The sequence below is a fragment of the Priestia sp. ABM2_011 genome (assembly GCF_056158845.1).
This window is the reverse complement of record NZ_JBSWUB010000001.1, coordinates 4113938-4132806: the sequence shown is the minus strand read 5'-3', so window position 1 is coordinate 4132806 and position 18869 is coordinate 4113938. Positions and strand designations below refer to the sequence as shown.

The following is an 18869-nucleotide window of genomic DNA, read 5'->3' as shown; positions in this document are numbered from 1 at the left end:
GTCTATACCAGTTGATTCTTTTTTGTGAATTAGAAAGTTTTGTAAGGGCTTTTAACATTGATATAGAAAGGTTTTTGAAAAGAAAATTGGTATAGACAACTATATATTTTGTGTGCTAGTATGAGTCCATGCAGTAAAACCGCCGTCATTTCAGCTGATGATGTAATCATAGGACAGGGATGAATGCGGTAACTTGTCATCCGATAAATATTGTTACGAAAATCCTTGCTCGTAACATCGGGTTAAATACGTTATACAAAGGGGATAGAAACATGCTGAATTTTTTACAACGTATTGGTAAATCGCTTATGCTGCCAATCGCAGTATTACCTGCTGCAGCATTGCTTCTTCGTTTGGGTCAAAAGGACTTATTAGATATTCCATTTATGGCTCAAGCTGGAGATGCGATTTTTGCGAATTTAGCACTACTGTTTGCACTCGGAATTGCTGTAGGGCTTTCAAAAGATGGAAGCGGCGCAGCAGCACTTGCCGGAGTCGTCGGTTATTTTGTGTTAACAAAAGGAACTGTAGCTATTGATAAAGATATTAATATGGGTGTACTCGGCGGGATCGTCTCGGGAGTAACGGCTGGTTTACTATACAATCGTTTCTCAGCGATTAAGCTGCCCGAGTGGCTCGGCTTCTTTGCAGGAAAGCGGTTTGTACCGATTATTACTTCAGTCGTTATGCTTGCGCTTGCAGGAATTTTCGGGGTTATTTGGCCGCCGATTCAAGATCAAATTAACAACTTAGGAACGTGGATTACAGGAGCAGGAGCGCTTGGTGCAGGTATATACGGATTTTTAAACCGTCTGTTGATTCCAATTGGACTGCATCACGTGTTAAACAGCTTAGTATGGTTTGTATTCGGAGACTATCACGGCGTAACGGGAGATTTGAATCGCTTCTTTAAAGGAGATCCAACGGCAGGAACGTTCATGTCTGGATTCTTCCCGGTTATGATGTTTGGTTTACCGGCAGCAGCGCTTGCGATGATTGCAGCAGCTAAAAAAGAAAAGCGCAAACAAGTCAGCGGTATGTTAATCGGACTTGCGGTTACTTCTTTTTTAACAGGAATTACGGAACCAATTGAATTTCTATTTATGTTCGTAGCACCGCTATTATACGTTATTCATGCCGTTTTAACGGGAATTTCGATGGCTTTAGCCGTTGCTCTTGGCATTCACGCTGGATTTGGATTTTCAGCAGGGGCCATTGATTTCTTCTTAAACTACGGAATTTCACAAAAACCGCTGCTGTTAGCGGGAATTGGAATTGTATATGCGGTCATTTACTTTGTCATTTTCTACACGCTGATCAAAGCATTAAATTTAAAAACACCGGGACGTGAAGATGATGAAGAAGTAGACACATCAAACGAAACGGTTGTAGCAACAGGCGATAAATATGTGGATATGGCATCGTATTTTATTGAAGATTTAGGCGGAAAAGAAAACTTAACCGTAATTGATAACTGTGCGACTCGTCTTCGCTTACAAGTAGCTGATGCTAGCAATATTAATGAAGCTGCCTTAAAGCGCCACGGAGCGAGAGGAATCATGAAGCTCAATAAAACAAATGTTCAAGTCATTGTCGGAACAGAAGTAGAGTTTGTTGCAGACGCAATGAATCAATTAGTTAAATACGGCACAGCGTCAACCGCTGCGCCTGTTGAACAACAGGCTGTTCAAGCAGATGCACACACAGAGTTTGTGTTACCGTTTGAAGGCGTTGTAAAGCCGCTTAGTGAAGTGGAAGATCAAGTGTTTTCACAAAAGATGATGGGTGACGGCTTTGCGATTGAACCGATTGAAGGAACGCTCGTATCACCGATTAACGGTGAAGTCATGACCGTGTTCCCAACAAAACATGCGATTGGCTTAAAAACAGTAGAAGGAATTGAAATCCTGATTCACGTTGGGTTAGATACTGTGAATTTAAAAGGAGAAGGATTTCAAGCGCTTGTTCAAGAAGGTGACAGCGTTCAACAAGGAACACCTCTTTTACAGGTGGATTTAGAGTATGTTAAAAAGCATGCACCGTCTATTGTGACACCAGTTGTATTTACCAACTTGCCAGCGGATAAAGAAGTGAAGCTGTTAAAAACAGGCTACCAAAAGCAAGGTACAAAAGACGTTATTACATTTTAATAAAAAGAGGCTGGAACAAACCTGTTCTAGTTAAAAGAAGATCCGAACGATGAAGCGTTCGGGTCTTTTTATTGTGATGGTGAACGTAGATTTAATCTATTTAGTTGCTTCTGGCTGTTGATTGGAGGGCAAGGCGAAGACTCCTGCGGGAAAAGCGGAACAGGTGAGACCCCGCAGGAGCATAAGCGACGAGGAGGCTTACCGGCCGCCCGCGGAAAGCGAAGCCTTGCACGGAAATCAACAGCGTTGTTGCAAGCAATCAGCTCATGTATCCTATTTGTTCGTTTTTATATGGGGTAATCTAGTTACGTTTCAATCTCTTTTTCTTTTCTTCATAATTGAGAGAATTTTGTGTTAAAATTTAGGGTGTTTGATACAGCTAGTGCGCAGCAGAGAGGGAGTAGAACAAGTGAAAAAAGAAACGGCATTATTCAGAGTAAAGGTGACAGCATGTTTATTATAGGAGCATTAGTCAATGGATTAGCAATTGTTGTAGGAACATTAATGGGCAAGCTTGCTCACCGCATTCCTGAAAAAGTAAGCGTGACGGTGATGCAAGTGATGGGTTTATCCGTTATCACCCTCGGTTTGCAAATGGGCTTTAAAAGTCATCAGTTTTTAATTGTAATTTTGAGTTTAGCCATTGGAGCGGTTATTGGTGAGTTCATTGATTTAGATGAAAAGCTAAATCTTTTAGGCAATATGATTGAACGAAAATTTCAATCTCAGCAAAACGACAAGCAAACATTTAGTATGTCACAGGGCTTTGTGACAGGAACGCTGATCTTTGTTATTGGAGCGATGGCGATTGTCGGGGCATTAGACAGCGGAATACGCGGCGATCACAGCGTATTGTTTACAAAAGCGGTGATGGATGGATTTATCTCATTATTATTAACGACTACGCTTGGAATAGGCGTCATTTTCTCAGCGGTGCCCGTATTTTTGTACGAAGGCATCATTGCGCTATTTGCTACGCAAATCAATGCGGTTGTGCCGCAAGATTTAATGAATAGTATCATTGCCGAAGTCACAGGAGTAGGCGGCGTGTTAATTTTAGCAATTGGAATTAATTTATTAGAAATTATTAAAATTAAAGTTGCCAATTTACTGCCTTCGATTTTAATTGCGGTTGTGATTGTAGTTGTACAGCATACATATTTTTCATGAAGAAAAAGCTTGTGAATAGTATTCGCAAGCCTTTCTGTATCTATGAGCAAAAGTTAAGGAAGTAGCAGGTATAAAGTGATACGTGGATAATGGTATAGAATGAATCGAAAAACAAAAAGGAGGGTAAAAATGCCAAGTCCTGTTTTCAACAAAATGAATACGGTATTTATCCACGTCTCCAATTTAAAGTCTTCAGTAAAATGGTATAGCGAGCTACTGAGTCAAGAATACAAGATGAGCGAGGTGAAGAACCCCGTTTATAATCTTAAAATTGATGGAGAAACAGGGTTAACGCTGGATGCTGGCCCAGAAGGAACAGAAAAACAAATAGTGGCTAGTCTCCATCCAATTTTTAATTTCCATACGGAAGATATTAAAGAAGCCTATGAATTTGTTAAAGGGATGGACTATACGATTGATTCTCCGATTACTTCTTTTGAGGCTTTTTCGTTTTTTACGATAAAAGATCCGGATGGACATGTGGTCATGATTTGTACAGGATAAGTCGTTAGCTCCAGAAGTTTAAGGTATAGTATACTAATAATAAAACCCTAATGATATGAAGTAAGGAGAAATACTGCTTATGAAAGACAATCAACAGATTACAGCTCTTATTGCTGCACAAGTGGAGAAGTTAGCACGTCAATTTGGCTATGACTTTTTATCTGAAAAACAAGGGAATCAAACGCTTTGTCAAATTCTTCAGCGAGATGAAGACGGATCTATTTTGGCAACGCCGCTTAGTTTTCATTTACATATGAATGAAGACAAAGGAACGGGAGATATTATTTACTACCATGAACAAGGAGAATTTAAGCGCCAGCAGGTGAATGTATATGAAGAAAATAGCCTTGTGAACGTGTTGTTGTTTATCCAAGAGCGGTTGAAAGTCAATCGATAAAAGACATATGCAAGAAAAAAAGCAGGGAGCTCCCTGCTTTTTTCTATGAATTGATATAGCGTAGTCCTACGCGATTATTAAAAATTTGGTTGTGATTTTTGAAGATAAAAGCACCTGCTGCGTGATCAATCACCAGCTCATTGTCGTACACTTCTTCCATGTCATCATCAACAATAAATTCTAGGTCTTCAACCGTTACAACTTTTTCATAGGGTTGAAGGCTGCGCTTTGAAATGATCTTCATTTCATAAATTGTATTAACAATATCGCAGCTTCCCCGATCAAAAGAAAGCTGAATCATTTGGTTTTGTTCCACGTTCTGCAACGCTTCTTTTGCAGAAGGAGTGACGCGTATATTCATAATGATATCCTCCTTTTTCTATCCTCAAATTAAATTGTGTGAAATGTATTTAGGAATACTTTAGTTGATTTTTATGTCACGGGCAAGAAAAAAGCTTTCTTACTATTAGTATTTCCCTTTCAAAACGGAATAAAACGCTGATGTTTTTATCATGTTTTCATAAAGACGTACATAGATATCACCTGTATGTGATGAAAGGAAAGAGGAAAAAACTGCGCTTTGTAATTCTTAGGTGTAAATACTTAATTACAGGAATATATTGTAAAAATACAAGAAGATAAGTCATTTACCTATTTTGATAGTTATTGAGATAGTTTTGAATAATTGGTTTTATTTTCAATATATTGGGTACTTAAGTAGAGTACTTTGCACACGATATTGCACCGAAAGACATCGGTTTATCGGACTAATTATTGTCTTATTTTGTCGAAGTAGTAGAATTTATGGAAACCATTCCTTATCATGTACAAAGTGACTAACAAAATACATAGGAGGTTCTGGTGTAGATGAGTGAGAAAGATCAAAACAGAACAACAGACGAAACAGCGGCTTCGCTAGAAACAGCGCCCGCTCCCAAAAAAGCGCCAGCTAAATGGATTATCATTTTGGCAGCTTTAATTGTGATTATTGGAGGAGCAATTACATTTGCTACGGTATTTAAAAAATCTCCTAAGCAGTTATACTTAATTTCTGAAGTAAATACGTATCAAAAAGCAGCAGATGAATTAGAAACGAAGTACAGTGAAACGATGGCTTATCAGGAAAAAGCGATGAAGCAGCCTTCTACCACAAATGCTACTGTCAAAGGCGGCTTTAACATGGATTCACTTTCGTATGATCCAAGCTTTAAAATGATTCAAGATCTTATCAGTAAAGCTGAAATTAAAATTAAAGCGGAACAAGATCCGAAAAAAAGTGAAGCATACGGTTCACTGGTTCTTAATATCGGCGGTTCAAAAGCGCTTGACCTAGAAGGTTTTCAAACGAAAGAAAGAATAGGCTTTAAAGCTCCGATTTTAGCAAATGAATATTTCTATTTAAACTTAGACGAATATGGACAGGTAGCGCGTAAGTTCGATCCTTCTTATTCGGGTCCTGAAACGCTTGATATTAACACGAGTAACGTAAGTTTAGAAGACTTAAAGTTAACGGAAAAAGAAAAAACCTACATTGCAAAAGAATACGGAACGTTCATTTATGATCAGTTAGACAGCGATTATTTTACAAAAGAAAAAAATGTAGATTATAAAACAAATGGCAAAACGCTTCAGTTAACAAGCGTGACGCTTAACATGTCTGACAAAGAAACAAAACAATTTATGGATAAGCTTATTGCAAAGGTAGCAAAAGATGACAAGCTTCATACTATCTATGCAAATCACGTGTCTAAGCTGTTTAAATCTTCAGCAGCGACAAATCCAGAATTAAAAGGTATGGCAGATCCAAAAGAATTGAAAAAATCAGTAAAAGAAAGTCTTCAAGACTTCCAAAAAGAAGCAAAAGATACGACTTACCCTGGCGGTGTTAAATCAACTGTGTACGTTCAAGATGATGTTGTTGTAGCTCGCGATATGAACATGGGCGTAAAAAATGCTTCTAACGATAAAGGAAAACTTAACGTCGTAACTAAAAATATTCCGTATGAAGATAACAAAACGGCTAAGCAGTTCAAAGCAGTCCTAACCGATAGCACTACCGATGATGCATTTACGTTTGATATGAAAAATGACGTAACAACGGAAAGTGAAAAGAGAAAAGAAAACATGTCTATTCATTTGTTAACAAAAGATTCAAAAGATGAAGACACGAATATGACGTTTAAAATGAATTCAGTAATCAACGGTAAAACCGATGCAAAACAGACGGCTGACCGTACTTTCTCTTTAGACTTAGGTGATCAAGAAGATCTAGTAGTAAACGGAGAAGTAAAGCAGAATCAAGCAATAAGTGCTTCAAAAGGAAAAGCAGATTATTCGTTTGATATTCGTACAAAAATAGGACCAAAAGCAGATCCTGCAAACGTTACGTTAAAAATTGACTCTGCTTCTCAATTAAAAAAATCAGCCTCTATTCCAGAGCTTGACGCATCTAATGCGACAAACGTAAAAGATGTGACGCCTGAAGATATGCTGTCGATTCAAGAAAATTTTGCTAAAAATGTTCAAGGTCTCATGATGAATATGGGAACCGCTGGTTACTAAAAGGTGCAAAGCAGATGAAGATATATTTCTCTTTGACTCTTTTTACATGTAAAGCTCTATTGAAAAATATAAAATCTCTCATACTGCTAATAATGATCCCTGCTCTGTTTTTACTTGGAGCAGGGATCATTATTAGTCAGACCATGCAAGGTGAGGAGAAAGTAAATCGGTTCCCCGTGGCCATTGTGGATAAAGATGATACTGCACAAACGAAGTACGTCATCGAACAGCTGACCGAAGGTAAGCTTCGCAAGATCATGAAGCCGCTTTACACGAATGAAGAGAAAGCTAAACAGCTGCTGCAGCAAAATAAAGTGGCAGCCATTGTAACGCTGCCAAAAGGTTTTAGTCACGATATTGCTCATGGGAAAAATCAGCCTTTACACGTCATTGGAAACAACAATAAGCCGCTTCAGTCACAGCTGTTTCGCTACGTGATGGAAAGTGCAGCCGACTACACGTCAGCTGCTCAAAGCGGTATTAATACGGTTGATGCCTTTTTAGAAAAAGAAAATGTTTCCGATGAAAAGAGACGCGCAGAATTTAAGAAGAGCTTAGTAACGTTTGGGCTTCATGTATTAGATAGAGGAAGTTTATTTGATGAACAAGTAGAAACGAGTTTCTTTCAGCAGGATATGAAGCAATATTATGTGCTGTCTTTTGCTGCTTTGCTGCTTATGATTTGGAGCTACGGCGGATGGCTGCTTGCTAGTGAAACGCAGACTTCTCCCGTGCTGGATCGAATGAAAACAAGAGGTGTATCGTTTCTTCGCATTTATTTAGCGCAGCTGACGGCTCTGTTTGTTCTTTTGCTACCGGTATCTGTCGTTTTGTTTGGAAGCCTCATTAAAGGACTGAAACTGCCTGTAACCGGTACGTGCGGAGAGCTTTTTCTAGGGATAAGCGGAAGCTTGTTTGCTTTTTTATGTTTGTTTTTACTTCTTCGGGTTCTTTTTTTATCACAAAAAGCTTATCAACTAACCGGCATGCTGTTTATTTTGCTGAGTGCGATTTTAAGCGGACATGTTGTGCCGGTCGTCTATTTACCAGACTGGGCGAGTGGTTTTCAGAAATGGTCACTCAACACCCGCGTCTTGGAGCTGTTATTTTATGAATTTGATGGATATAACACAAACGAAGCTTTTCTTTACCTTAAGCCTATTCTCATTACGGCAGCAGGAAGTTTTGTTTTTGCTGTTGGCTACGTGATGACTTTGCAAAGGCGGTGGAGAAAATGATCAGTGAAAAAATAAAGCAGCTGCTGAAGCGTCCTATGCTTATTGTCATGATCTTCTTTTTACCTTTAATAGGAACGGTCATCAGCAGCTCATTTTTAGCAAAAGTACAAAGTGATTCAAAAATACCCGTTGCTCTTGTCGATCAAGACCACAGCAACATGTCTAAACAAGTGATGGATCGACTGCGGAAAACAACAGAAATTCAGTTTCTTTCTATGAATGAAGAACAAGCAAGAAAGCAGCTGGCAAAAAATAAAATTGACAGCATTTTTGTGTTTCCTAACGGATTTCAGCAAGAAGTAGAAGCGGGGAATTATCAAGGAGTCATTGATTTGCTTACGTTGCCTTCTTCCGTTGCGACAGAAGCGGTTCGAGAAGTCGTGGCCAGTGAAGTGACACGGTTAACGACAAATGTTAAAGCCGCAAATGAAGTGCTTTTTTTATATAAAGTCTATCACATTCATGCAGGACCGGATTTATGGAAAGAAGCGTATCACTATACCGATAACCAGTGGAAACCAAAGCCGCTGATGACAATTGATTACGAGGCGCAAGGAACGAAGAAGCATAAGAAGCAAGGGAGCGTTCAAATGACCGGATACGTGCCGCTATGGGGATTTTTTACGCTTTTACTTTGCTGCATCACATCAGATTGGATGATTAAAGAGCGGAGTCATCTTTTTAAACGAATGAAGACGATGCAAAAAGGACTTTATGGTTATATTCGAAGCGTCAGCGCCGCTTATGCTGTGCTATACGTGCTTCAAGCTCTCATCAGCTTTGCTCTATTTAAATGGCTGTATGGAGCAGAGTCTTACGGTGTGCTGCTGTATATGTGTATCTATGTGATCACATGCGTTGCTTTTAGCACGTGGCTTGCAAGTGAAAGTCAGCGAGTTGGCTCTTATTATATGATCAGCGTCGTCATGGTCACAGGACTCAGCATAATAGGAGGGAGCTTTTTCCCGGTAGGAGAGCTTTCTGCAACGATTGAAAGAATAAGTCAGTGGCTTCCGCAGCATCTGCTTCTGTATCAGAATACACTGCCGCTTACGTTCATTTGGAAAGAGATAGCTGTTTCCATTGGATGCATATGTTTGTGCACGTTTAAAATAGTGTGGAATGTGAGGAGCATTAAATGATTGAAATTAACAATGTTAGCAAAACATACGGAAAAAAACAATCGTTAGCAAATGTTACGCTGACCGTAGAAAGTGGAGAAGTCATTGGTCTTTTAGGACCAAACGGCGCTGGTAAGTCAACGCTTCTGTCTATTTTGTCTACCATTACGGCTCCTTCAAGCGGGAATGTCACGATTGGAGGCTTATCGCTTAAGAAAAATCAAAAAGCGATACGAGAAGTCATTGGCTACGTTCCACAAGACATAGCGCTGTGGGAAGAGCTTAGCGTAAAAGAAAACATGAAAATGTGGAGCAAAATGACTTCACGCTCTTTGTCGAATGAACAGCTTCAGTCTCTTTGCTCAGCTGTACAGCTCGAAGGAAGATGGAAGGAAAAAGTGAAAAATTTATCAGGAGGCATGAAGCGAAAGCTGAATATAGCCGTTTCACTTATTCATGAACCGTCCGTTTTGTTAATGGACGAGCCGACAGTCGGAATTGATTTGCAGTCCAAGCTTGAGATCATTCGTTATATTAAACAGCTGGCGGCAAAAGGAAAGACGATTATCTATATCACCCATGATTTGAATGAAATTTTAGGCGTGTGTGATCGGTTTGCCGTCTTAAAGGAAGGAAAGCTGGAGTTTGTCGGCACAATGGACCAAGCGAAGGAAAAGACTGGGGAAGACGCAGAAGAGAACGTTGTGTATAAGCTGCTGCATGATTAAGAGTAAGCACTCATAAAAAAAGAGCCGCTTCGTGAAGAAGTGGCTCTTTCTATTATGCTTGTGTAACTTCTTGTTCTGGTGAATGGCTTTCAGGCTGCACGCGTTCTTCCTCAGGAAGGGCACGTACTTCCACTTCTTTCATTTGGTGACCGTCCATTTCTTTTGCAATAAACTCGTATCCAAAAAGTTTGAACGATTCGCCTTCTTGAATATCGATATTTTGCATCAGCATCCAGCCGCCGATTGTATCGATATCATCGTTTTCAATTTCGATATGAAGCACTTCGTTGACTTCTTCAAGCAGTACTTTTGAGTTAAAGACAAAGTGCTGATCGCTGATTTTTTGAACAAGCGGCTTTTCATCTGTATCAAACTCATCTCGAATTTCTCCAACGATTTCTTCTAAAATATCTTCAACAGTAACGATACCTGCCGTACCCCCGTACTCGTCAATCAACACGGCCATATGAGTCCGTTTCTTTTGCATCGAGCGCAGTAGGTCTTGGATCGCTACAGTTTCAATTACTTGAATAATAGGATTCATATAAAGCTTCACGCTTTGCTTTTTTAACGCATCGTTAATTACGACATCGTTTAGGATCTCTTTGACGTTGACTAAGCCGATAATGTTATCTTTGTCTCCGTCAACGGTAACAGGGTAACGGGTGTAGCGGTCTTCTACAGCAAGCTTTAAGAAATCTTCAATGCTGTCGTCTTCAGAAACAGCTGAAATTTCTGTTCTTGGTACCATGATTTCGCGAGCAACACGGTTATCGAATTCAAAAATGTTGTTCACGTACTTATATTCAGACTGGTTAATTTCTCCGCCTTTAAAACTTTCTGATAAAATAATGCGCAGCTCTTCTTCACTGTGCGCAAGTTCATGCTCTGAAGCTGGCTTTAATCCAAACATGCCAGTTAACAAACGGGCAGAACCATTTAGTAACCAAATGAAAGGGAACATGATTTTATAGAATAAAATTAACGGACGAGCAAACAATAACGTAACTGTTTCAGCTTTTTGAATCGCAAATGTTTTTGGCGCTAATTCACCAACGACTACGTGAACAAAGGTTACAAGCGCAAATGCGATAATGAATGAAAGAATATGTGTTAAAGATGCAGCAACACCAAGTTCTTCAAACAGAGGTTCCAAAATCTTCGCAACAGTCGGTTCTCCTAACCAACCGAGTCCTAAAGCAGTAATCGTAATACCAAGCTGACACGCAGATAAGTACTCATCTAAGTGTGTCGTTACGGTTTTAACCGCATTCGCTCCTTTTTTGCCTTCAGCAACAAGTTGATCTACCCGTGAACTACGAAGCTTCACAATTGCAAACTCTGAAGCAACGAAAAAAGCAGTGAGTACAATTAAAATCGCAAAAATAATTAAGTTAATGGTTATCAATGAATATACTTACTTTATAGTGCTATAAAGTAAGTAAACACCTCCTGTAAATAATAAATTTACGACAGTAGCAGCAGTAAAGAGTGCAAAAGAGTGACGCTTTCTGGTGAAAGCCGATTCATCATTACTTTTCGATCTTCTTCGTTAAGCTTTTCCATAAGCGGTGCAACTTCTTTTAAACTGTCGTTTAGTACGTAAAATTTGGATGCTAATTCGTCTTTGGAGTGGCTATTCTCGGATTGCTCTACAGAAAAGAGAGAAGAAATCTCTTCAAGAGAACGGCCTTCGCTTTTTAATTTTTCAATTAAGTAAAGACGTTTCAACGCTTCTTCGTTATAAAAGCGATAGTTAGAAGCAGAGCGTTCTGCTTTTAACAACCCAATGTTAGTATAATAGTCAACCGTGCGCTTCGTTACATGTGCCATCTCTGCAAGTTCGCCAATTTTGTATGTCGCAACCCCATCAGAATACCACCTCCTTTAACTATGTCAACCATCACGTGATGGTTTTTATCTACGCAACTATTTATCTTTTATCCTATCGTAATTAAGTATACGCGCGTAAGATCAAAAAGTTTCATTTTTTTATTAGCATTCAGTATATCTCAAAATAAGGTAGTTTGACAAAGATTTTATAAAAAAAAACTCGCTTATATTAAGCGAGTTTTTTAGTAGGATGACGTACGATAATGTGCATGCGTTCATACACATATTGAATACGTTCAGTATATTCTATGAACTCAGAGCTCATTGGAGATAGCTGATCAGCAATACGGTGCATAATAGAAGCTTCTTCTTTTAACGAATCTAAATTTTGAGTTCTGTCAATTCTAGATTTAAATGTTAACGAAATCATGTTATTCACCTCGTTGTTATGTTACTTGTTATAAGGAGCTATGTCCGTGATTTTTATCACTCTAGTTGAAGGTGATAACGTAATTATTTGATGTTTGCCGGCATTTTGTGTAGGATGATTAGAAAAGGGTTTTTATGGGAGAATGAAATGAATTTAAAACGAATGCACCACGTAGCCATTATAGGAAGTAATTATGAACGTTCAAAAGCTTTTTATGTAAATGTGTTAGGATGCAAGATTATAGAAGAAACATATAGAAAAGAAAGAGATTCATATAAGCTAGATTTAGAAGTAGCTCCTGGCTATCAAATTGAGTTGTTCTCGTTTCCAAATCCGCCACAGCGTCCTTCAAGACCTGAAGCGTGCGGATTACGCCATTTAGCTTTTGCGGTTGAAAGCGTCGAGAATTCCAAGCGTGAACTAGAGCAGCAAGGGATTGATGTGGAACCTATTAGGGTAGACGAACTAACGGGAAAAAAATTCACATTTTTTGCTGATCCGGACGGGTTACCGCTAGAGCTTTATGAGGAGAAAGAGGGGGAATAAGAAGTATGTGCAATTATTTATTTGTATACGGAACGCTTCTTGAAGGAGAAGGTAATCACGGATTGCTGCATCATGCGCGCCCTATTGCCAAGCAGGCAAAAACGAAAGGGAAATTATATGACACAAAGCAAGGCTACCCTATGCTCGATATCGACAGTGAACATGTTGTATACGGAGAAGTGTATGAAGTGACCGATCAGCTTATGTGGAAGGCGCTTGATGAATTAGAAGGATACATTCATGAAGGTCATAAAGACAATGAATATGATAAAGTTGTGCAAACGGTTGAAACGGACCAAGGTGAATTTGAAGCCGTTGTGTATGTAGCAAGAGACCGTTCCCTGCTGCAGGAATTTATCCCGGGCGGAAACTGGCGCGTGTGGAAAGAAGATCTATTAGAAGGTATGCTGTACTTTGCTTACGGTTCATGTATGGATAACGATCGTTTTATTAAGCACGGAGTGGATCAGCATTTCCAAGACTGTCTCGGCAGAGCTGTTTTTAAAGGCTATACGCTTCGATATAATCACGTTATTCACGACGGAGGACGTGCAGACATGGTTGAAGAAGGCGGAGTCGTTGAAGGCAAACTATACCGCGTGCCGCCTGAAGCAATTACGTACCTGTATGGCAGAGAAGGCGTAGATAATAACGGCTATCGTCCTGCTATTATCTCTGTCGAGCATGAAGGTAAGATGGTGGATCATGTTCTTACTTTTTTTGTGTTAAATAAAGAAAAAGAAGTCGCACCTCCGGATCACTATTCTACTGAAATTATTCGAGGAGCAACAGGTGTACTTAGCGAAGAATACGTTCAGAAGCTAATAGAGCAAGTCCATGCGCTAAAAAATAGTGATGTAGTAAATAATTAATATAAAAGAGGCTGGGACAAAAGTAGTTTAGTTGAAGAAAGCTCCGAACAAGTAATCGTTCGGAGCTTTTCATTGTTATGGTGTAACAAGCAGTACAGATCATTGATCACATTTGGTCGTCTCTTGGATTGATTTTGTTATGTTCTCTGTTGCATTAGCTAAAGGAAACAGAGAACTCTGTTTGAAATACACCGTCTTTTGATAAACGGTTGATGCCTAATTTTTCTTTGAAATTTCCGTTGTGATCATGCGTATCCGCAATTCCAAACCAAGGTTCGATGCAAAGAAATGGAGCGATTGTATGATTTTCTATATCATACTTTGACCAAATACCGACATACGGGAAATCATTAAACTGAACGTTAATTTGATTTTCATTAACCGTTGATTTAATCGTAATTCCGTCAATATGACTAAAAATTAACGCATCATTTGCAAATAAATCTGCGCTTAGCGGCAGCTGGTGTAAATTTTCTGAAGCCCCTTTTTCATGAATAAGAGCGTCTTTTAACACAAATTCCTTCGGCGTAGTTTCAGAAGGCTCCATTTCTAAAAAGTAATCAGAAATCTGCTCGTTTTCACGTAGCGGAATACGAAAAGCAGGGTGGGCTCCAATCGAAAAATACATATCGCCGTTATCTTCATTCACTACTTTCCACTGAAACGTTAATCGGTTGTTTTCCAGACGATAGCTGATTTCAACTGAACATTCAAACGGATATACGTCTTTAAAGCGGCCATTTGTAGCAAATTTCAGCCGTGCTGTTTCGGTTGTTTGCTGAATCACGCTAAAAGCGGAATCACGTAAAAAACCGTGCTGTGGCAAAGAGTATTCGCGCTGATCAACGGTATACTGATCATTTTTTAATCGGCCTATAATCGGAAACAATACGGGCGATACTCGTCCCCAATAAGCGGGGTCTCCGCTCCACATAAACTGCAGGCCTTTTTCTTTATGAAATACTTCTACAACTTCCGCTCCTTTTTCTTCAACGCTGACTTTCATTTCGCTATTTTCTAGTACAATCATTACAACATCTCCCAAATCATTGTTGTACGCTAGAGCTGTCTCAAACGTACTGGCTTTGCTTATATTATACCCTTCTTGGCAAAAAAGGTATTAATTTCCCTATTTTTGTTCAAATTAATATAGAAAAAGGAGGGTTCAAATATGAATCATGCAACATTATTGCTCATTAAATTTGCAGCGGCACTTATTGCGTTTGGTATAGGCCTTGATTTGTTTTTTGATGCAACCATCGGAGACATTATTTCTTTTAGCTTGTTAACGACAGTTGTGACATATCTAGTAGTGGATCGAATTGTACTGCCTCGAGTGGGAAATCGTGATGCCATTATTGTTGAATTTGTTCTAACATATATGAGCGTATGGATTTTTGGCACATTGTTATTAGACAGTTACGTTCAAATTGCTTGGGGAAGTATTATTTCTGCAGCTATTATTACATTTGCTGAAGTTTTTGTTCACCGCTACTTATTCAATCATATTGAAACAAAGCATACAGCGAGAACGCGCCCGGCTTTTAAGCGAAAACTAGCGTATGACACAGAATTTGCAGAAGAACAGCATGTAGAAAATAAGGAAAATCCAAAATAAAAAGAAAGCTCAATTTTGAGCTTTCTTTTTATATGTTAATGCATAAAAGTCATTTCTTTTAAAGGCCAGTATTTCATGTTGACTTCTCCCATGATTGAAGAAATGGGGGTGAGGCCAAAATGTCTTCCGTCACGGCTTATGCGTCTGTTGTCACCTAGCACTAATACGTATCCATCCGGTATCGTGCCGTCTGGAGACAGTTCGTACGTGGAAAAGTTTTCAGTAAATCGCTCGTAAGCGGGCACTTTGGATAAATATTTATGAAGATGCGGCTCTTTTTTGACTTTGTTATTTATATACAGAACATCATCTTTGTATTCGACCGTTTCTCCTGGTAAGCCCACAATCCGCTTTACTAGAAAATCACTGCTATAGGGAGCTTGTAACACGACAATATCAAAGCGCTCCAGCTTGCTGTGTTTGTTAATAATAATTCGATTGCCTTCGTGCAAAATAGGCTTCATAGAATCGCCTTTTACAGTGTAGGGCTGAAACCAATAGTGCTGAACGACAACAGAAAGCAAAACGGTGCCGAGGATGACGCTTGTGTATGTAAGAATTTCACGCTTTATTTTTTTATTGATCATAATGGATGAACACCTTCTTAACGGTAAGACTATCAATTTAGGTTTTTCATAGAGATATAACAGTGTTGATTGTACCATTCAGAACTAAAGTTTTCCATATCTATCTGTTTATGCGTGTATCCCGAAAATATGCTTGGCGGAACAAAAAATGAAAAAAGCCGTTATTCTTTAAAATAACGACTTTTCTTTATTATAACTGAGCGCGCTCAGTTCGAGTAGCTGGTTGATTTGGTTCTTCTTCTATAACAGGCTCAACAGGCTTATGCTGCTTGATTTCTTCTTCTAGTTCAGCAATTCGCTTGTTTTTCTGTTTCACTTGTCCTCTTAGTTGAACAATTTTTACAAAGCTCAATGAAGCAGCAACAACTCCTCCAAACACAGCCGTTGTTAAGATGATTAAAATAAGAGGCCATTTTTGTGAACCAAATACATAGTTAAATTGTACAGGATCGTTGTTAATTACAGCTAAAACAGCAATGATAAGAGCAAATATAAGTCCTAAAATAAAAAAGCTCTGTCCTTTCATAAGCTGCACTTCCTTTCTTTACATGGTCATTACAACTTTTATAGCGTAACTACTCATCTTAAGTGTTTGCTATCTTGCTTATAGGTATACGTATCCACATTTAAACAAAATCAAACATTTTCTTGATTATATATATCTTTCTTTTAAAACACAATATATCGATTGGTGTAGAAAGTTTGACATGTCCAAAGACCTGATAGAGGGGGATTTTTGAGGGAAGGGAGTAGGTATAAGGCTTCATTGTCATAAAAAAAGCACGCGTTCGCCGCGTGCTTTTTTTATGTATAAACTTAAAATGCGTTTAGGGTGTTATCGCTTAACCACTGTTTGCGTTCAGCTGCATCTTCGAATAACTCATCTGCATTTGTAAATTGAGAAGCAATGACATATTCAATTGTTGCAAGAGGAGCTGTTAGCAAACGCCAGTTTAATACAATTGTATTATCTTGAGTCGTAGCGTATTCTTCACCTAACTCGTCCCACTTAACAGATTCAGGAGCATTGTCAGCTGCTTTTTTAACAGATTTCAAAGCTTCTTGGAATTTTTCACCTGCGCGGCCTTGGTACCATTCTGTTAATAGTTGTCCAATACCTTCATTTGTTTGCTGCTCGTTCCAGCTTTCAGGTACTGTAGCAATGAATTTTGCACGGAATGTCATTTCAGCTTTTGCTACATCTCCACGAACGATGTTTAAGCGGTATTGACGTCCTAGGTAAGGGAATTTGTCTCCTTCTTCAAAAGAACCAGTTTTAGCTGCAGAAGCTGCTGCTTTAGGAGCCTCTTTTTTAGCTGTTTCTTTTTTTACTGCTTCTTTCTTTGGAGCAGCTGGCTTTTCCTCAGCTGGTTGTGAACCGTTTAGTTGTTTTAAAATCCATGTTGCTTTGCGTGCGATGATTGAACGCACATTGTTTTCATTAAGACCTCTCGGGATAATAACTTTTACCCCTTCTTTGTCACAAATTTGCACCGTGATATCGGTTCTATTTGGAACGACTTCAATTTTGTAGTCAATTGTTTGATTGCCTGTTTGATACGTATACATAAAATTTTTCGTACTCCTTTCTACAAATCTTCATTTTATAAGCAAAGGTAGAGTTTGGTCAAATGAAAGAATAATCAGACAGTTATCAACTGCTGTTGCAGCGCCTTGCAGGAAGATATGTATTCCAATATTTAGTGGAAAAGCGCCAATAATAATTGTTTCAATTCTTCTTTAGTTTTTACAAAAAAATATAAAAATATGCCGATACTACTAATATAGATTAGACATTCTATGTCTTTAGATTGTATAGGGGATGAAAAAATGAAAAAAGCTTTTCAAAGTTTACGCATGAAAATGCTATGTATGATTGCAGCCATGATGGCCATAACATCTACTGTAATTGAAGTAACCAATTATTATCTTATTGTGAAACAAGAGCAAGCAGCTTCGATTACGCTAGTGATTACATTTCTGTTTGTTTCTTTTACAACTACCGTGTTCTATTTTATCATACGTCGCTACATAATTGCGGTTGAAAATTTGTCAAAAACAATGAAAGGGATTTCAAACGGCGATTTATCTGTAGATGTTGTTCCTTTGAAAGGGAAAAATGAGATTAGTACACTCATATCTTCATTTAATGAAATGATGACTCACATGAGAATGCTGGGTCAGAAAATAAGTAAAACAAAGAGCACGGTCAGTCATTCCTCAGAGCAATTGCTTGTAAGCATGGAGGAAACAAAAACAGCTGTGACAGAAGTTACGATGTCTATTCAAGATATTGCTGCGGGTTCTGATAAGCAGTTGCTAAGTGTGGTTGAAACCGAGCAAGCTATGGTGGATATGGCCAAGCTGCTTCAGAAAATGACTGATCATTCTTCAAAGGTACAACAATCGATGAACAGAGCCTCTGAACATGCTTCTACCGGAAATGTTGCGGTGAAAGATGTGACGAATCAAATGAATAAAATCTATGAAACCGTTAAGATATCGACCAGTGAAGTAAAGGGACTCGAAGATCGTTCCGCAGAGATTGGCCGCATTATTAATACGATTACAAGAATTGCTGAACAAACAAATCTTCTTGCACTTAATGCTGCTATTGAAGCTGCAAGGGCTGGAGAACATGGAAAAGGTTTTGCTGTAGTGGCAGGGGAAGTACGTAAGCTAGCGGAAGAATCTAAAACGTCCGCTATACAAATCAGTCATTTGTTAAAAGAAATTGAAGTACAGGCAAAGCGGGCTTATCGAAACATGGAAGTGAATACGGAAGAAGTCACGCTTGGTATTGCCACTGTCGAAGATGTAACGCAACAGTTTTCCACAATTATGGAAGATGTCTTTGCCGCTCAAGAACAAATGAACAAAATGACAAAGGCAACAGGAGAGATTGATGGGTATTCGTTCAAAGTAATGGAGTCCGTCATGACCCTTTCGGAGGTTGCTAAACAAGTAGCTGCGGCTTCACAAGAGGAGTTAGCATCTATAGAAGAACTTGTGATGTTGGCAGCTAATTTAAAAGCTACGGTAAGTGAGTCCTGAAGTCTATCTTGATATGTACGTAATACGCGCAGTTTTCTGCGTGTATTCGTTTTATTTAT

General features: G+C 38.8%; 21 protein-coding genes. 13 read left to right on the top strand and 8 right to left on the bottom strand.

The window, feature by feature from the left end; translation table 11 throughout:
* Positions 1-272: 272 nt before the first annotated feature.
* The 5 genes from nagE to ACXAE4_RS21930 all read left to right on the top strand — a co-directional run bounded on the left by nagE (position 273) and on the right by ACXAE4_RS21930 (position 4221).
* Entirely contained in the window at positions 273-2150 is a 1878-nt protein-coding gene (gene nagE, locus ACXAE4_RS21950; protein ID WP_028414222.1) for an N-acetylglucosamine-specific PTS transporter subunit IIBC, read from the top strand.
* Positions 2151-2267: 117 nt separating this feature from the next.
* On the top strand, positions 2268-2450 hold the full coding sequence (locus ACXAE4_RS21945; protein ID WP_080754389.1) for a hypothetical protein: 183 nt from the start codon (positions 2268-2270) through the stop codon (positions 2448-2450).
* Positions 2451-2600: 150 nt separating this feature from the next.
* Positions 2601-3320 (top strand): DUF554 domain-containing protein, encoded by a 720-nt coding sequence (locus ACXAE4_RS21940; protein WP_028414221.1) that lies wholly within the window; start codon positions 2601-2603, stop codon positions 3318-3320.
* Positions 3321-3449: 129 nt separating this feature from the next.
* Positions 3450-3824 carry a VOC family protein gene (locus ACXAE4_RS21935; RefSeq protein WP_028414220.1) on the top strand — a complete coding sequence of 125 codons (375 nt, stop codon included), beginning with the start codon at positions 3450-3452 and terminating at the stop codon, positions 3822-3824.
* A gap of 79 nt (positions 3825-3903) precedes the next feature.
* Positions 3904-4221, top strand: coding sequence for a hypothetical protein (locus tag ACXAE4_RS21930; protein WP_013082157.1), 318 nt, complete (start codon positions 3904-3906; stop codon positions 4219-4221).
* 43 nt (positions 4222-4264) lie between these two features.
* Here ACXAE4_RS21930 and ACXAE4_RS21925 read toward each other — a convergent pair whose 3' ends face one another.
* Entirely contained in the window at positions 4265-4582 is a 318-nt protein-coding gene (locus tag ACXAE4_RS21925) for an iron-sulfur cluster biosynthesis family protein (protein ID WP_028414219.1), read from the bottom strand.
* A 506-nt stretch (positions 4583-5088) separates the two neighbouring features.
* Here ACXAE4_RS21925 and ACXAE4_RS21920 point away from each other — a divergent pair.
* Genes ACXAE4_RS21920 through ACXAE4_RS21905 form a run of 4 tightly spaced genes read left to right on the top strand, consistent with a single transcriptional unit; the run spans position 5089 to position 9870 of the window.
* Positions 5089-6783, top strand: coding sequence for a DUF6583 family protein (locus ACXAE4_RS21920; RefSeq protein WP_289578803.1), 1695 nt, complete (start codon positions 5089-5091; stop codon positions 6781-6783).
* Positions 6784-6797: 14 nt separating this feature from the next.
* A complete protein-coding gene (locus ACXAE4_RS21915; protein ID WP_155010307.1) occupies positions 6798-8021 on the top strand; it encodes an ABC transporter permease in 1224 nt (407 codons plus the stop codon).
* On the top strand, positions 8018-9163 hold the full coding sequence (locus ACXAE4_RS21910) for an ABC transporter permease (RefSeq protein ID WP_098112685.1): 1146 nt from the start codon (positions 8018-8020) through the stop codon (positions 9161-9163). Before ACXAE4_RS21915 ends, ACXAE4_RS21910 begins: the two co-directional genes overlap by 4 nt.
* Positions 9160-9870, top strand: coding sequence for an ABC transporter ATP-binding protein (locus ACXAE4_RS21905; protein WP_033578337.1), 711 nt, complete (start codon positions 9160-9162; stop codon positions 9868-9870). The genes ACXAE4_RS21910 and ACXAE4_RS21905 overlap by 4 nt, the downstream gene beginning before the upstream one ends.
* A 52-nt stretch (positions 9871-9922) precedes the next feature.
* On the opposite strand, the gene ACXAE4_RS21900 is transcribed toward ACXAE4_RS21905, so the two are convergent.
* The 3 genes from ACXAE4_RS21900 to ACXAE4_RS21890 form a co-directional block, all read right to left on the bottom strand.
* On the bottom strand, positions 9923-11278 hold the full coding sequence (locus tag ACXAE4_RS21900; protein WP_033578338.1) for a hemolysin family protein: 1356 nt from the start codon (positions 11276-11278) through the stop codon (positions 9923-9925).
* A gap of 59 nt (positions 11279-11337) precedes the next feature.
* Entirely contained in the window at positions 11338-11703 is a 366-nt protein-coding gene (locus ACXAE4_RS21895) for a MerR family transcriptional regulator (RefSeq protein ID WP_033578339.1), read from the bottom strand.
* A gap of 229 nt (positions 11704-11932) precedes the next feature.
* Positions 11933-12133 carry a hypothetical protein gene (locus ACXAE4_RS21890; protein WP_289578804.1) on the bottom strand — a complete coding sequence of 67 codons (201 nt, stop codon included), beginning with the start codon at positions 12131-12133 and terminating at the stop codon, positions 11933-11935.
* Positions 12134-12280: 147 nt separating this feature from the next.
* Between ACXAE4_RS21890 and gloA2 the strand changes: the two genes are divergently transcribed.
* Together gloA2 and ACXAE4_RS21880 are read left to right on the top strand one after the other, a co-directional pair.
* Complete coding sequence (gene gloA2, locus ACXAE4_RS21885; RefSeq protein ID WP_013055896.1) at positions 12281-12679, top strand: SMU1112c/YaeR family gloxylase I-like metalloprotein; 399 nt, start codon at positions 12281-12283, stop codon at positions 12677-12679.
* Positions 12680-12684: 5 nt separating this feature from the next.
* The gene (locus ACXAE4_RS21880; RefSeq protein ID WP_014461133.1) at positions 12685-13551 is read left to right on the top strand and encodes a gamma-glutamylcyclotransferase family protein; all 867 of its coding nucleotides are present in this window, start codon (positions 12685-12687) and stop codon (positions 13549-13551) included.
* Positions 13552-13705: 154 nt separating this feature from the next.
* Here the strand turns inward: ACXAE4_RS21880 and ACXAE4_RS21875 are convergent, their stop codons facing one another.
* Positions 13706-14581 carry an aldose 1-epimerase family protein gene (locus tag ACXAE4_RS21875; protein WP_289578805.1) on the bottom strand — a complete coding sequence of 292 codons (876 nt, stop codon included), beginning with the start codon at positions 14579-14581 and terminating at the stop codon, positions 13706-13708.
* Between the two features lie 141 nt (positions 14582-14722).
* Between ACXAE4_RS21875 and ACXAE4_RS21870 the strand changes: the two genes are divergently transcribed.
* Positions 14723-15169: a YndM family protein gene (locus ACXAE4_RS21870; RefSeq protein WP_016763336.1), complete on the top strand. Its 447-nt coding sequence runs from the start codon at positions 14723-14725 to the stop codon at positions 15167-15169.
* A 35-nt stretch (positions 15170-15204) separates the two neighbouring features.
* On the opposite strand, the gene lepB is transcribed toward ACXAE4_RS21870, so the two are convergent.
* The 3 genes from lepB to ACXAE4_RS21855 all read right to left on the bottom strand — a co-directional run bounded on the left by lepB (position 15205) and on the right by ACXAE4_RS21855 (position 17325).
* A complete protein-coding gene (gene lepB / locus ACXAE4_RS21865) occupies positions 15205-15756 on the bottom strand; it encodes a signal peptidase I (protein WP_048020272.1) in 552 nt (183 codons plus the stop codon).
* Positions 15757-15946: 190 nt separating this feature from the next.
* Positions 15947-16282, bottom strand: coding sequence for a LapA family protein (locus ACXAE4_RS21860; RefSeq protein ID WP_033578342.1), 336 nt, complete (start codon positions 16280-16282; stop codon positions 15947-15949).
* A 290-nt stretch (positions 16283-16572) separates the two neighbouring features.
* Positions 16573-17325, bottom strand: coding sequence for a M48 family metallopeptidase (locus ACXAE4_RS21855; protein ID WP_028414208.1), 753 nt, complete (start codon positions 17323-17325; stop codon positions 16573-16575).
* A 261-nt stretch (positions 17326-17586) separates the two neighbouring features.
* Between ACXAE4_RS21855 and ACXAE4_RS21850 the strand changes: the two genes are divergently transcribed.
* Complete coding sequence (locus tag ACXAE4_RS21850) at positions 17587-18810, top strand: methyl-accepting chemotaxis protein (RefSeq protein WP_475236897.1); 1224 nt, start codon at positions 17587-17589, stop codon at positions 18808-18810.
* Positions 18811-18869: the final 59 nt, after the last annotated feature.